This window comes from Dechloromonas sp. A34, from assembly GCF_026261605.1.
Taxonomy (GTDB): Bacteria; Pseudomonadota; Gammaproteobacteria; order Burkholderiales; family Rhodocyclaceae; genus Azonexus.
In genome coordinates, this window is sequence record NZ_CP102486.1 from 3,788,496 (window position 1) to 3,801,829 (window position 13,334).

The following is a 13,334-nucleotide window of genomic DNA, read 5'->3' on the forward strand; positions in this document are numbered from 1 at the left end:
AGCCGGTCATTATACGTGAGGCCCATGTCATCCGCTTCCCGGGCCAAACCGGCATTTCCGCACCGTTGGCCAATGAATTTCGTTACCATGGCCGGCATAACAAAAGACATCCGAAAATGCCCGCGCAACCTCGGAGACAGCAATGGGAAGTCCATTTCCAGTTGCATCGCGTTCACGCGCCACGGCCATCGCGCTCATTCGCTTTTTGAGCGTTTTCTGCCTATTCCTGACCAGCGGAATCTTCCCGGCCGCCGACGCCGGCGAGCTGAGCAAGGCCGACATCGAACGGCGCTTCCAGCCGCCACTGCACGTTCAGGAAAAGCTCAGCCAGATTCCCGCCTGGCCGCTGACCAGCGAACTGGAGCCGGAAGGCGGGCCGGTCGGCTACGTGTTCGAATCGATCGATCTGGCACCGGTTCCCGGCTTCGAGGGCACGCCGATGAATTTCCTGGTCTCGATCGACCGCAAGGGGAACTTCCTCAACGTCGAACTGCTGCGCCAACACGAACCGGTCTTCCTCGGCGGCCTCGGTGAAGCGCCGCTTCGCGAATTCGTCACCCAATACGCCGGCCGCAATCTCAAGCAGCAATTCCTGATCGCCCTCAATGCCGCCCGCAACCGCAGCGGCCCGGCCGACAGCCGGAGCGACCAGACGACGCTGGACGGCGTTGCCAAGGCCACCGCCTCGGTGCGCATCGTCAACCAGACGGTGCTCGGCGCCGCGCTCGAAGTCGCCCGTGCCAAGTTGGGTTTCGCCGACCGCAGCCAGCGCGGCCCAGCCGCCCAGGTGCGCCCGGAGATCGACGCCCCACTGACTTTTGCCGAAATGCTGAACAACGGCATGGTCGGACACCTGCGCCTGAGCAACGCCGAGGTCGAAAAGCTGTTCGCCGGAACCGACGGCGCCGGGATCGATGAAGAGGGTCTCGCCCAGCCCGAGGCGGTCTTCGCCGACATCTATATCGCCTACCTGAACACGCCGAGCATCGGCCGCGCCATTCTCGGCGAGGCGCAGTACCAGGCGGCGATGGCGCGCAATTTCGAGAACCGGCACCTGTGGTGGATCGGCTCGGCCGGGCGCTACCCCATCGTCGATGACAATTTCGTACCCGGTGGCCAGTCATCCCGGCTGCGCATGGCGCAGGACGGCCTGTTTCTCGAACTGCGCGACCAGGGTTTCGACCCGACCGCCATCGCCGGCCCGCTGGAGCTCAATACCTCCCGCCTGTTCGGCGTCTATGCCGAGGCCGGACTCGACCCCGGCCGGCCACTTGAACTGAGCCTGACCATCACCCGGGCCAAAGGCATGATCCTGCCCACCCTGACCCACCAGACAGTCAGCCTGTCTTACGCCCCGCCGGCCCGGCTCTTCATCTACCCGCCGGCACCGCTGCCGGAATGGCTCCTGGCCTGGCAGCAGCGCGGACTTGATCTCGCCATCCTGAGCGCCGCGCTGATCCTGCTCAGCGTCGTCCTCACCCGCCCGCGCTGGATATCGATCGACGCCCGGCGCCTGAAGATTTTCCGCCTCGGCTTCCTGAGCTTCACCTTGCTCTATGTCGGCTGGTACGCTCAGGGGCAACTCTCCATCGTCCAGGTCACCGGCGCCCTCAAGGCGCTGAAGGCCGGCCAGGGTCTGGCGAGCTTTCTCTACGATCCGATCTCGCTGCTGCTCATCGCCTTCACGCTGTTCAGCTTCGTGATCTGGGGACGCGGTACGTTCTGCGGCTGGCTCTGCCCGTTCGGCGCCCTGCAGGAATTCGTCGGCTGGCTCGCCCGCCGGCTGCATGTGCCGCGCCTGCACATTCCGCTGGCGCTGGCCAAGCGTCTCGAAGGCGGTCGCTACCTCGTCCTTGCCGTGCTGGTCGGCGCCGCCCTCTTCCTGCCCCGCCAGGGCGAAAGCCTGAACGAAATCGAACCTTTCAAGACCGCCATCACCGTCGGTTTCGACCGCAACTGGCCGTTCGTCGCCTATGCCGCCGGCCTGCTGTTGGTCGGCGCCTTCTATTACAAGTTCTTCTGTCGCTTCATCTGCCCGCTGGGCGGCGTGATGTCGCTCGGCGGGCGTCTGCGCCGTTTCGACTGGCTGCCCCGCCGCGCCGAGTGCGGCAAGCCCTGCCAGAGCTGCAAGGCCAAATGCGCCTACGACGCCATTGAACCGAGCGGCGAAATCCGTTACGACGCCTGCTTCCAGTGCCTGGACTGCGTCGGCATCTACCATGACGCCCAACGCTGCACCCCGATCCTGCTCTACGAGAAGAAGGGGATGGTCCTCACCCCGAAAGGCGTCATGCGCGGCGCAGCAGGCGACTGAGCAACGACCAGAAACGGGCCAGCAGCCAGCCGGCGAGGATCAGGAAAAGGAGCAGCAGGCCGAGAAACAGCAGCGGCGAAGCAATCATCGCCCACAGCCCGCCGAGCACCATGCCCTCCTCGCCGAACGAGGCCAACCAGTTGGAAAACGGCTCGGGCGAGGTATTGATCGCCAGCCGGCTGCCGGCCTTGGCGAAATGGGTGCCGGCCGTGATCGTGCCGCCGATCAGGCCGGCCGCCACCATCCACGACGGATCGGCCTCGCCCAAGGCCAGCGCGGCGAGCAGCGCCCCGGCGGGAATCCGGATGAAGGTCTGAACGCTGTCCCACAGCGAATCGAAGGCCGGGATCTTGTCGGCGACCAGTTCGGCGAAGGCCATCAGGCCGGCCGCCCCGATCACCAGCGGGTTCCTGAGCACGGACAGGGTTTCCGGCAGCTGCAGATAACCGAAATATGACAATACCCCGGCCAGGAAAACCACCAGATACAGCCGCAAACCGCTGGCCCAGGCCAGACCGGCCGAGAGGGCGATGGTCTGGACCAGGTCCATTATTTTTTGGCCTTGCGGTCCAGTTCGCGCAGATGGGCCAATTTCTCGCCGATCTTGCCCTCCAGCCCGCGCGGCGTCGGCTGGTACCAGCCCGGCTCGGCCATGCCGTCCGGCATGTAGGTCTCGCCAGCGGCATAGGCTTCCGGCTCGTCATGGGCATAGCGGTAGGCGTGGCCGTAGCCGAGTTCCTTCATCAGCTTGGTCGGCGCGTTGCGCAGGTGGACCGGCACCGGCCGCGAGCCATCCTTGGCGACGAAGGCGCGTGCCGCGTTGTAGGCGTTGTAGCCGGCGTTCGACTTGGCGGCGACGGCGAGGTAGATCACGGCCTGGCCGAGGGCCAGTTCGCCTTCCGGCGAGCCGAGACGTTCGTAGGTCGCCGCCGCGTCGTTGGCCATCTGCATGGCACGCGGGTCGGCCAGGCCGATGTCTTCCCAGGCCATGCGGATGATGCGCCGGGCCAGGTAGCGCGGGTCGGCGCCGCCGTCGAGCATGCGGGTCAGCCAGTAGAGCGCGCCATCCGGGTTGGAACCGCGCACCGACTTGTGCAGGGCGGAAATCTGGTCGTAGAAGGCGTCGCCGCCCTTGTCGAAACGGCGCAGGCTCTGCGCCATGGTGGCGTCGATAAAGGCGCCATCGACCGTCGCGATGCCCGCCGTATGGGCCGCCGTGCGCACCTGTTCGAGCAGGTTGAGCAGTCGCCGCGCGTCGCCATCGGCCAGCCCGATCAGCCGCTCGCGGGCCGCGGCGTCGAAACTGAGGTCGGCCAGCGCCCGTTCGCCGGCCCGGTCGAACAGGGTGCCCATCTCGGCTTCGTCGAGCGACTTCAGCACATAGACCGAAGCGCGCGACAGCAAGGCGGAATTGACCTCGAACGACGGGTTCTCGGTGGTTGCCCCGATGAAGGTCAGCAAGCCGGATTCGACGAAAGGCAGGAAGCCGTCCTGCTGCGCCTTGTTGAAGCGGTGGATTTCATCGACGAAAAGGATCGTCCGCTTGCCCTGCCCCCGCCACATCTCGGCCTGCGCCACCGCCTCGCGCACCTCCTTGATGCCGGAGAAGACGGCGGAGAGCGCGATGAACTCGCACTGGAACTGGGTCGCCATCATCCGTGCCAGCGTTGTCTTGCCGACGCCGGGCGGCCCCCAGAGGATCATCGAATGCGGCTGCCCCGACTCGAAAGCCAGGCGCAGCGGCTTGCCTGGCCCGAGCAGGTGCTGCTGGCCGATCACCTCGTCCGGCGTTTGCGGCCGCAGTTGTTCGGCAAGAGGTGCATGCCGGTGCTCATCGGCATGCTGCGAAAAAAGGTCTTCAGACATCGTTACATTGCATCCAGCGAAGAAGTGATACCGCGGCATGGCCGGACGGCTATTGTGCGAGACAGATATCGTAACCGGAGAGCGGCCAATGCGTCGCGAAAGCGTGCCGCAAAGTAAGCGATCCCGGATGGCGTAAGCCATGAAACCGCCCCCCTTACCTGGCAACAAGGCATTTTTTCCGTCAAGAAGGCTATAAGCAAGAATGCCGGGCTGGACTATCCTGACGAATTCCATACGCAAGGAGGTATGACCGATGATCTACAAAGGGAGTTGTCACTGTGGTCGGGTGGCGTACGAGGTCGAAGGTGAGATCAAGGGCGCCGTCGCCTGTAATTGCTCGATCTGTTCGCGCAAGGGGTCGCTGCTGTGGTTCGTGCCGAGAGATAAGCTGAAACTGCTGACGCCGGAAGATGCCGCCGGCACCTACACCTTCAACAAGCACGTCATCCAGCACCGTTTCTGCCCGGTTTGCGGCATTCACCCTTACGCCGAGGGGGTCGATCCCAAGGGCAAGCAGATGGCCGCCATCAACCTTCGCTGCCTGGAAGATGTCGACCTGGCGGCCATCCCCGTGCAGAACTTCGACGGGCGTTCGTTGTGAAGGCCATCAAGGCCGGCATCGCCTACTTTGGGCTGGCGTTTGCCGCAGGTTTCGCCATGGGGACGGTGCGCGTCCTTTTCCTGGTGCCGCGCCTGGGCGAGCGTCTGGCCGAACTGCTCGAGATGCCGTTCATGCTGGTGGCGATCTGGTGGGCGGCGCGCTTTGTTGCCAGGCGCTTCGCTTTGGCGAGAGTTGTTTCGGTACGCCTTACCACCGGTCTCGTCGCGCTGATCCTGCTACTCGGCGCCGAAATCCTGCTCGCCGCAATGCTTCAGGACCGCTCGCTTGGCGACTACCTCGCCAGCCGCGATCCGGTTTCGGGTGGCGTCTATCTGCTCATGCTCGGGCTGTTCGCGGCCATGCCGCTGATCCTGGCACGCTGCACGAGCAAGGCTTAGGGCTGCTTCCTACTCGCCGACGACGTCCACGCCGGCCGGCGGCGTGAATTTGAAGGTATTGGCCGGCAATGCCGGATTGCGTTCCAGTCGGGTAAAGCGGATATGGGTGGTCTGCCCGAAACTATCCTGCAACTCCATGGCCTTCAGGTCGCTACCGGAAAAACCGAGGCGGACCTTCTCGAAACCGCTGTCGCTGGCCTTCGGGGTGGCTTCGACCCAGGCCATGCCTTCGGCTTCGCCGGCTTCGGCCAAGGTGAAATTCTTTTCCAGATCGTTGTTACCGGAAAGAATCGCTGCCGGAGAGCCGCTGATCGCCTGCCCGGCCTTGCGCACCGTGACCTGCTTCAACTCGGTGTCGTAGATCCAGATTTTCTCGCCGTCGCCGACCACTAGTTGCGGATAGGGTTTCTGGATGTCCCAGCGCAGCTTGCCGGGCCGGGAAATGGCGACCAGGCCGGAAGAGTTCTGCGGCTTGCGGCCGCTCTTGCCGATCACCACCTGGGTGAATTCGGCTTTCAGCGTGCGGGTATTGGTCAGGAACTGATGCAACTGATCGACCGCGCCGGCTTCGGCGAACAGCGGAAAAACGGCAATGGCAGCAACCGACAGCATTTTTACGGCAAATTTCATTCAGCTTCCTTGCGGGCAATCACTTCGCGGCCACCGCGGCCGTCCATCGCCGTCACCAAGCCGGCTTTTTCCATGGCCTCGATCAGCCGCGCCGAGCGGTTGTAGCCGATGCGCAGATGACGCTGGACCAGCGAGATCGAGGCCCGCTTGTTCTTGAGCACGATATCGACGGCCTGATCGTAGAGCGGATCGCTCTCGGCATCGCCACCGCCCTCGCCGCTTTCGCCGCCCTCTTCATCATCGCCGGCAGCACCGGTCAGGATATCTTCGACATATTCCGGCTTACCGGTCGCTTTCAGATGTTCGACAACGCGATGCACCTCGTCGTCGGAGACGAAGGCGCCATGGACCCGGGTCGGGTAGCCGGTGCCCGGCGCCAAGTAGAGCATGTCGCCCTGGCCGAGCAGCGCTTCGGCCCCCATCTGGTCGAGAATGGTACGTGAGTCGATCTTGCTGGAAACCTGGAAGGACAGGCGGGTCGGGATGTTGGCCTTGATCAGGCCGGTGATCACGTCGACGCTCGGGCGCTGCGTCGCCAGCACCAGGTGGATGCCGGAGGCGCGGGCCTTCTGGGCCAGGCGGGCGATCTGCTCCTCGACCTTCTTGCCGACCACCATCATCAGGTCGGCCAGCTCATCGATGATGACGACGATGAAGGGCATGACTTTGAGCGGCTCGGGCGTTTCCGGGGTCAGGGTCAGCGGGTTCGGGATGTGCTCGCCGCGTTTTTCGGCTTCGCGGATCTTGGTGTTGAGGCCGGCAATGTTGCGCACGCCCATCGCCGACATCAGCTTGTAGCGCTTTTCCATTTCGGTAACGCACCAGTGCAGCGCGTTGGCGGCCTGCTTCATGTCGGTGACGACCGGCGCCAGCAGGTGCGGGATGCCCTCGTAGATCGAGAGTTCCAGCATTTTCGGGTCGACCATGATCAGGCGCACATGCTCTGGTTCCGCCTTGTAGAGCATGGAGAGGATCATCGCATTGACGCCGACCGACTTGCCGGAACCGGTCGTCCCGGCGACCAGCAGGTGCGGCGTCTTGGCCAAGTCGGCGACCACCGGCTGACCGCCGATGTCCTTGCCGAGACAGACCGTCAGCGGGCTGGTCATGTCGTTGTAGGGCTTGCTGGAAATGATTTCCGAGAGCTTGACCGTCTGCCGCCGCGGATTGGGCAATTCTAGCGCCATGCAGGACTTGCCGGGGACCGTTTCGACGACGCGGATCGAGACCATGGCCAAGGCGCGGGCCAAGTCGCGCGCCAGATTGACGATCTGGGCGCCCTTGACGCCGACCGCCGGCTCGATTTCGTAACGGGTGATCACCGGCCCCGGCATGGCAGCCAGGACCTTGACCTGAACGCCGAAGTCGGCAAGCTTCCGTTCGATCAGGCGCGAGGTGTATTCCAGGGTCTCGGCGCTAACCGTCTCGGTGGCCGGCGGCGCCGGGTCAAGCAGATGCAGCGGCGGCAATTGTCCGCCGATGATCGCCTCGGGGAAGAGCGCCACCTGCTTTTCGCGCTCGATGCGGGCCTCGGCTTTTTTCGAGACCGGCACCTCGGGCTTCGGCGTTTCAATGATGATCGGGTCGTGCAGTTCGCCACGTCGCTTCTCTTCCTCGACGACGACTTCACGCTGTTGCGCGACTTCGCGGCCGATCTTGCGGTCGCGCCAGGCATCGACCCGACCGTAGAAGAAGCCAAGGGAGGTCTCGAGAAAGCCCCCGAGTTTCTCGAAGGCCCACAACCAGGACATACCGGAGAAAACGCTCCAGCCGGCCGCCATCGCCGCCAGCAGGAACAAGGTCGAGCCGGTATAGCCGAGCTGGCGGGCCAGAAAGCGGCTGGCCTCGATACCCAGCAGCCCGCCCGGCGCGAGCGGCAATTCGGCCTGCAGCGAATAGAAACGCATGGCCTCGAGCGAGCAACTGGCGATCAGCAGAAAAGTGAACCCGCCCAGCGCGACAAACAGCGGGCGCCGGTCTTCGCTGGCCGAATTGAGCTTGCGGAAGCCCCACCAGACGGACATGCCGAGCAGCACGATCCACCACCAGGCGGAGAGTCCGAAAACGTAGAGCATCAGGTCGGCGATCCATGCCCCGGCACGGCCGGCCGGATTGTGCAGGGTGTTCGAGGCGATCGCATGCGACCAGCCCGGATCCTGCTTGCTGAAGCCCCACAGCGCCATGATCAGGAACAGCGCGACGGCACCGACTCCCAGCCAGCGCGACTCCTGCAACAGGGTGCCGATCTTGTCCGGCAGCGGACTCGGCGAGCCGCGGTCGATTGTTCTTGCGCCCATCCTCATGATCCCAGAATGACCACCAGATCGTGTTCACAGGCGATGTAACCACTCAATTCCAGATCGCGCATAACCTTGCTGACCATCTCGCGCGACGCACCAATCATTCTTGCCATATCCTGCTTTGAAATTTTCTTTTTGACGATCCGCCGACCGTCTTCTTCCACGGAGAGTTCGAGTAGCAGGCGAGCGACCCGCCCATAGACATCAAGCAGCGCCAGGCTCTCGATCTTGCGATCGGCCTCACGCAGACGGCGGACGAGAATCTGCATCAGTTTCTGCGCCACCAGGAAATTGTCCTGCAGGCAGCGCTGGAAGGCGTCCCGGCTCAGAATCAACAGTTCGCAAGGCTCGCTGGCGACGACGTTAGCCGAACGCGGGCTGCCATCGATCAAGCCCATCTCGCCAAAAAACTCACCCGGCCCGAGCCAGGCCAGGATGATCTCCCGCCCTTCCTCGTCAGTGTTGGTGACCTTGGCGCGACCAGTCAGCATAATGTAGAGCGAATCGGTACTCTCGCCGGCCCGAACCACAAAAGAACCCCGTTCCGCCCGCTTGCGCCCCGAAACCTTGGACAACTTCTCCAGTTCGGATTCATTCAGGCCCGAAAACAGCGGCACATTACGCAATACAACCAGACTCAGGCCGCAATTGGTAGTAGACATAAATCAGTTTCCGTTCATGGGGTTACGTATTAATTATAAACCGCTTTCCCAAATAGCACAGGAACTCGGAAAAAAACGGACACTCAGAGAAGGCTATAATTTTCCGATCAATCACCCAAGAGGATCGTCATGTCCCAATCACCCCGCCACAGTCCGCTCATCATCCTCGGTTCCGGCCCCGCCGGCTATACCGCTGCCGTCTATGCCGCCCGCGCCAATCTGAAACCAGTGCTGATCACCGGCCTCGCCCAGGGTGGCCAACTGATGACGACCACCGACGTCGACAACTGGCCGGCCGACGCCGACGGCGTCCAGGGTCCGGAACTGATGGCCCGGTTCGAAGCCCATGCCCGTCGCTTCGAGACTGAGATCATTTTCGACCAGATCCATACCGCCAAAGTAACCGAACGGCCTTTCACGCTCACCGGCGACACCGGGACCTATACCTGTGATGCCCTGATCATCGCCACCGGCGCCTCGGCCCAGTATTTGGGCCTGCCCTCGGAAGAAAAGTTCGCCGGCAAGGGTGTTTCCGCCTGCGCCACCTGCGACGGATTCTTCTACCGCAACAAACCGGTCGCCGTCGTCGGCGGCGGCGACACGGCTGTCGAGGAAGCCCTCTACCTGGCCAATATTGCCAGCCATGTAACGCTGATTCACCGCCGCGACAAATTCCGCGCTGAAAAAATCATGCAGGACAAGCTGTTCGAAAAAGAAAAGGCCGGCAAGATCACCATTCTTTACAACCACGCCGTGGACGAAGTGCTCGGCGACGATTCCGGCGTCACCGGCCTGCGCGTCAAGAACACCCAAACCGGCGCTCCGCAGGACCTGGATGTGCACGGTGTTTTCATCGCCATCGGCCACAAGCCGAACACCGACATCTTCGCCGGCCAGCTGGCAATGGAAGGCGGCTATCTGATCACCGAAGCCGGTCGCATCGGCAATGCCACGCAAACCAGCATCCCCGGCGTTTTCGCGGCCGGCGACGTGGCCGACCAGATCTACAAGCAAGCCTGCATCTCGGCAGCTACCGGCTGCATGGCGGCGCTCGATGCCGAGCGTTATCTGGACCAGCTCAGTTAATTCCCACCAGCGTGATCGACCCGGACGACCTCGCGGCCTTTCAGGCGGCAGTGGCCGATGCCCGGCCGCTACCGGCGTCCGATCGCGTGCAGCTTGGCAGCCCGATGCCACCACCCCGCCCGCTGCAACACCTGGCCGACGAACGCGCCGCCCTGCATGAAAGCCTGCACGGAGCGATTGGCCTGCAGGACCGCCTGGAGGGCGGTGACGAGCCAAACTACCTGCGCACCGGCCTGACCAGCAGCGTATTGCGCGACTTGCGGCGCGGCCGCTGGGTGGTGCAGGACGAGATCGATCTGCACGGACTGAACCGGGAAGAGGCGCGCCTGCTACTGGCCGAGTTTCTGGCCGAGAATATCCGACGTGGCCGACGCTGCGTCAGAGTCGTGCACGGCAAGGGGCTGGGTTCACCGCAGAAAATTTCGATCCTGCGCCAACTGGTGCGCGGATGGCTGATGCAACGCGATGAAGTCCTTGCCTACAGCCAGGCACGACCGCAGGACGGTGGAGAAGGCGCGCTGCTTGTCCTGCTTCGGGCCCAGAAAAACCAGCCCGCCAAGGCCTCCGGGAAGAGCTAGTCCTCCCGCTTCAGCGCCTTCTTGAATTGCTCGGGATCATCCACCCCCGACCAGCCAGTACCCGAGCTGCGCACTGAGAGATTGAGTCCCGAATGCACATTGACCAGATGGAAAATCTCCATCGCGATAGCCGGTGGAAAGCCCTGACGCCCAGGCCGGTTCGGCAACATCAACTCGTTCAGATAGGCGTCCAGTTCGGGCTTACCCCACTGGGCAACGATTTGCACCAGAATGCGGGGAAAGCGCTCTTCAATCTGCGTCGGGTAGTATTTCCTGTCTTCACCAAGAAGCGCTGTCAGCTTGGCCCGCAGTTCCGAAACATCAATGTTTTCTGAATTATCCACGGGCCGGCTCCCAATGATCAAATTGCGGCTTCGTTGGTTTCACCGGTCCGAATACGAACGACCTGTTCGACCGCCGTGACGAAAATCTTGCCGTCGCCGATCTTGCCGGTACGAGCGGCCTTGATGATGGCCTCGATGGCGGGATCGACCTGCTCGCCGTTGACCACGATCTCGATCTTGATCTTGGGCAGGAAGTCGACCACATACTCAGCGCCACGATAGAGCTCGGTATGCCCCTTCTGGCGGCCAAAGCCCTTGACCTCGGTTACCGTCAGGCCAGAGATACCGACTTCCGACAGCGCCTCGCGAACTTCGTCCAGCTTGAATGGCTTGATGATGGCTTCGATTTTTTTCATGGTCTGTCCCTCTCGATTCGGTTTCTTAAAATTCGTCTTGATAACGGTTGGTAATAGGATAGCGCCAATCCTTGCCAAAACCACGCGGTGTAATGCGAATACCGACCGGCGCCTGGCGACGCTTGTATTCGGCAATGCGCAGCAAGCGAACGACGCGGCGTACGGCATCTTCCGGCAGACCGCTGGCGATAATCTCGCGTGGACTGCGATCCTCTTCCATATAGGCACGGACGATGGCGTCCAGCACTTCGTAGGGCGGCAACGAATCCTGGTCGGTCTGGTCCGGCTTCAGTTCGGCGGAAGGCGGCCGGACGATGATGTTTTCCGGGATCACCGGAGAAATCGTATTGCGGTAACGCGACAGGCGATAAACCAAGGTCTTGTAAACGTCCTTGATGACCGCGAAACCACCGGCCATGTCGCCATACAGGGTGCAGTAGCCGACCGCCATTTCAGACTTGTTGCCGGTGGTCAGCACCAGGGCGCCGGTCTTGTTGGACAGCGCCATCAGCAGGTTGCCGCGAATGCGCGCCTGGATGTTCTCTTCCGTGGTATCGGCCGCAAGACCAAGGAACAGCGGGTCGAGCATCGCCGCGTAAGTCTGCATCGCCGGCGCAATGGCAATCTCGTCATAACGCACGCCGAGCTTCCTGATCATCTCGCGCGAATCGACCAGACTCATTTGCGCCGTGTACGGTGAAGGCATCATCACCGCCCGCACCTTGTCAGCCCCCAGCGCATCGACAGCGACGCACAGGGTCAGCGCCGAATCGATGCCGCCCGACAGGCCGATGATCGCACCCGGGAAACCGCTCTTGCCGATATAGTCGCGAACGCCCAGCACCAGGGCCTGATAGGCCTCGGCCTCGAGCGACAGTTCGGCTGCCTGATCTTCGGAGCTCAGTTGGCCGGCCGAGAAATCGACGATGCCCAGCGCCTCCTCGAACTGCGGCAGGAGCATCCGGCAGTTGCCGTCGACATCCAGGGCAAACGAGGCACCATCGAAGACCAGCTCGTCCTGACCACCAACGAGATTGCAGTAAACTGCCGGAATTCCGGTGGCGGCAATCCGCTCGCCGAGGACCTGGGAACGTTGCTGGTGTTTCTCAAGATGACAGGGCGAGGCGTTGAGGACCAGAAGCAACTCAGCACCGGCGGCATGCGCCATTTCGGCTGCACCGGACTCCCAGATATCGGCACAGATATTGATGCCGCAGCGCACGCCACCAAGGGTAACGATACAGGCATCGGTGCCGGCATCGAAATAGCGCTTCTCGTCGAAAACTTCGTAATTGGGCAGGCGAATCTTGCGGTAAGTCGCCTTCTTCCGGCCATCCTCGATGACCGTGGCCGCGTTGTAGCAGTGGCCTTCGCTTTCTTCCGGGTGACCGACGATGAGGGTAATGCCCTCGGCGCGACTGGCCAGCTCATCGAGCGCCTGACTGCAGGCCCGGTAGAAATCCGGGCGCAGCAGCAGGTCTTCCGGCGGATAGCCACAGAGGGCCAGTTCCGGGGTCAACAGAACGTGCGCGCCGCGGGCTTTCGCCTCGGTCGCGCACTTCAGGATGCGTTCGACGTTGCCCGTCAGATCGCCGACGGTAGCGTTGAACTGGGCAACGGCGATACGCAGCATGGAGCTCAGTAGTTCGGCTTGTCTTTCGCGTCGTTGTAACGCTGGATGCCGGTCATGATTTCGTTGCGGGCGGCTTCGATGCCTTCCCAGCCGTTGACCTTGACCCACTTGCCCGGCTCGAGATCCTTGTAATGCTCGAAAAAGTGGGAGATCTGCTTGCGCAGCAGTTCCGGCATGTCTTCGTAAGTCTTGACGTCCTTGTAGAGCGGGGTCAGCTTGTCGACCGGCACGGCCAGCAGCTTGGCATCTTCACCGCCTTCGTCGGTCATCGACAACTGGCCGAGCGGACGGCAGCGGACTACGACGCCCGGTGGCAGCGAGAACGGAGCAACGACCAGCACATCGACCGGGTCACCGTCGCCGGCAATGGTGTGCGGAATGTAGCCGTAGTTGCAAGGATAGTGCATGGAGGTAGACATGAAGCGGTCGACGAAAATCGCACCGCTTTCCTTGTCAACCTCGTACTTGACCGGCTCGGAATGCGCGGAAATTTCGATGATGACATTGAAATCGTCGGGAAGGGACTTGCCGGAAGGAACGTTGTTAAGAGCCATTTTTATCTCTCT

14 protein-coding genes are annotated in these 13,334 nt (G+C 62.5%); 5 read left to right on the forward strand and 9 right to left on the reverse strand.

Annotation, left to right across the window (positions count from 1 at the left end; all coding sequences use genetic code 11):
• Window positions 1–142: 142 nt before the first annotated feature.
• The gene (locus NQE15_RS18915) at window positions 143–2,314 is read left to right on the forward strand and encodes a 4Fe-4S binding protein (protein WP_265943666.1); all 2,172 of its coding nucleotides are present in this window, start codon (window positions 143–145) and stop codon (window positions 2,312–2,314) included.
• Here the strand turns inward: NQE15_RS18915 and NQE15_RS18920 are convergent.
• Together NQE15_RS18920 and NQE15_RS18925 are read right to left on the reverse strand one after the other, a co-directional pair.
• Window positions 2,289–2,864: a DUF4126 domain-containing protein gene (locus NQE15_RS18920; protein ID WP_265943668.1), complete on the reverse strand. Its 576-nt coding sequence runs from the start codon at window positions 2,862–2,864 to the stop codon at window positions 2,289–2,291. The two genes, NQE15_RS18915 and NQE15_RS18920, sit on opposite strands and share 26 nt — an antisense overlap.
• Window positions 2,864–4,180: a replication-associated recombination protein A gene (locus NQE15_RS18925; protein WP_265943671.1), complete on the reverse strand. Its 1,317-nt coding sequence runs from the start codon at window positions 4,178–4,180 to the stop codon at window positions 2,864–2,866. The genes NQE15_RS18920 and NQE15_RS18925 overlap by 1 nt, the downstream gene beginning before the upstream one ends.
• Before the next feature lie 253 nt (window positions 4,181–4,433).
• On the opposite strand from NQE15_RS18925, the gene NQE15_RS18930 reads away from it, so the two are divergent.
• A complete protein-coding gene (locus tag NQE15_RS18930) occupies window positions 4,434–4,781 on the forward strand; it encodes a GFA family protein (RefSeq protein ID WP_265943673.1) in 348 nt (115 codons plus the stop codon).
• Complete coding sequence (locus NQE15_RS18935; protein ID WP_265943675.1) at window positions 4,778–5,179, forward strand: hypothetical protein; 402 nt, start codon at window positions 4,778–4,780, stop codon at window positions 5,177–5,179. The genes NQE15_RS18930 and NQE15_RS18935 overlap by 4 nt, the downstream gene beginning before the upstream one ends.
• A 9-nt stretch (window positions 5,180–5,188) precedes the next feature.
• On the opposite strand, the gene lolA is transcribed toward NQE15_RS18935, so the two are convergent.
• Genes lolA through NQE15_RS18955 form a run of 3 tightly spaced genes read right to left on the reverse strand, consistent with a single transcriptional unit; the run spans window position 5,189 to window position 8,771 of the window.
• On the reverse strand, window positions 5,189–5,809 hold the full coding sequence (gene lolA, locus NQE15_RS18940) for an outer membrane lipoprotein chaperone LolA (protein ID WP_265943677.1): 621 nt from the start codon (window positions 5,807–5,809) through the stop codon (window positions 5,189–5,191).
• Entirely contained in the window at window positions 5,806–8,106 is a 2,301-nt protein-coding gene (locus tag NQE15_RS18945) for a DNA translocase FtsK (RefSeq protein WP_323054912.1), read from the reverse strand. The genes lolA and NQE15_RS18945 overlap by 4 nt, the downstream gene beginning before the upstream one ends.
• Before the next feature lie 2 nt (window positions 8,107–8,108).
• Window positions 8,109–8,771, reverse strand: coding sequence for a Crp/Fnr family transcriptional regulator (locus tag NQE15_RS18955; RefSeq protein ID WP_265943679.1), 663 nt, complete (start codon window positions 8,769–8,771; stop codon window positions 8,109–8,111).
• A 129-nt stretch (window positions 8,772–8,900) separates the two neighbouring features.
• Between NQE15_RS18955 and trxB the strand changes: the two genes are divergently transcribed.
• The gene (gene trxB / locus NQE15_RS18960; RefSeq protein WP_265943681.1) at window positions 8,901–9,857 is read left to right on the forward strand and encodes a thioredoxin-disulfide reductase; all 957 of its coding nucleotides are present in this window, start codon (window positions 8,901–8,903) and stop codon (window positions 9,855–9,857) included.
• Window positions 9,858–9,868: 11 nt separating this feature from the next.
• Window positions 9,869–10,435 (forward strand): Smr/MutS family protein, encoded by a 567-nt coding sequence (locus NQE15_RS18965; RefSeq protein WP_265943683.1) that lies wholly within the window; start codon window positions 9,869–9,871, stop codon window positions 10,433–10,435.
• Here the strand turns inward: NQE15_RS18965 and NQE15_RS18970 are convergent.
• From NQE15_RS18970 to ppa, 4 genes are read right to left on the reverse strand one after another with little or no spacing between them, the layout of a single operon-like run.
• The gene (locus NQE15_RS18970) at window positions 10,432–10,779 is read right to left on the reverse strand and encodes a hypothetical protein (RefSeq protein ID WP_265943685.1); all 348 of its coding nucleotides are present in this window, start codon (window positions 10,777–10,779) and stop codon (window positions 10,432–10,434) included. The genes NQE15_RS18965 and NQE15_RS18970 overlap by 4 nt on opposite strands.
• Window positions 10,780–10,796: 17 nt before the next feature.
• Window positions 10,797–11,135 carry a P-II family nitrogen regulator gene (locus tag NQE15_RS18975; RefSeq protein WP_265943687.1) on the reverse strand — a complete coding sequence of 113 codons (339 nt, stop codon included), beginning with the start codon at window positions 11,133–11,135 and terminating at the stop codon, window positions 10,797–10,799.
• Window positions 11,136–11,160: 25 nt separating this feature from the next.
• The gene (locus NQE15_RS18980) at window positions 11,161–12,768 is read right to left on the reverse strand and encodes an NAD+ synthase (protein ID WP_265943689.1); all 1,608 of its coding nucleotides are present in this window, start codon (window positions 12,766–12,768) and stop codon (window positions 11,161–11,163) included.
• A gap of 5 nt (window positions 12,769–12,773) precedes the next feature.
• Complete coding sequence (gene ppa / locus NQE15_RS18985; RefSeq protein ID WP_265943691.1) at window positions 12,774–13,322, reverse strand: inorganic diphosphatase; 549 nt, start codon at window positions 13,320–13,322, stop codon at window positions 12,774–12,776.
• Between the last annotated feature and the right edge of the window lie 12 nt (window positions 13,323–13,334).

Bases quoted from the DNA above. Each gene is read 5' to 3' on its own strand.
- NQE15_RS18925 (WP_265943671.1), bottom strand. From the start codon at position 4,180: ATGTCTGAAGACCTTTTTTCGCAGCATGCCGATGAGCACCGGCATGCA.
- NQE15_RS18975 (WP_265943687.1), bottom strand. From the start codon at position 11,135: ATGAAAAAAATCGAAGCCATCATCAAGCCATTCAAGCTGGACGAAGTT.
- ppa (WP_265943691.1), bottom strand. From the start codon at position 13,322: ATGGCTCTTAACAACGTTCCTTCCGGCAAGTCCCTTCCCGACGATTTC.
- NQE15_RS18915 (WP_265943666.1), top strand. From the start codon at position 143: ATGGGAAGTCCATTTCCAGTTGCATCGCGTTCACGCGCCACGGCCATC.
- trxB (WP_265943681.1), top strand. From the start codon at position 8,901: ATGTCCCAATCACCCCGCCACAGTCCGCTCATCATCCTCGGTTCCGGC.
- NQE15_RS18930 (WP_265943673.1), top strand. From the start codon at position 4,434: ATGATCTACAAAGGGAGTTGTCACTGTGGTCGGGTGGCGTACGAGGTC.
- NQE15_RS18945 (WP_323054912.1), bottom strand. From the start codon at position 8,106: ATGGGCGCAAGAACAATCGACCGCGGCTCGCCGAGTCCGCTGCCGGAC.
- NQE15_RS18955 (WP_265943679.1), bottom strand. From the start codon at position 8,771: ATGTCTACTACCAATTGCGGCCTGAGTCTGGTTGTATTGCGTAATGTG.
- NQE15_RS18920 (WP_265943668.1), bottom strand. From the start codon at position 2,864: ATGGACCTGGTCCAGACCATCGCCCTCTCGGCCGGTCTGGCCTGGGCC.
- NQE15_RS18980 (WP_265943689.1), bottom strand. From the start codon at position 12,768: ATGCTGCGTATCGCCGTTGCCCAGTTCAACGCTACCGTCGGCGATCTG.
- lolA (WP_265943677.1), bottom strand. From the start codon at position 5,809: ATGAAATTTGCCGTAAAAATGCTGTCGGTTGCTGCCATTGCCGTTTTT.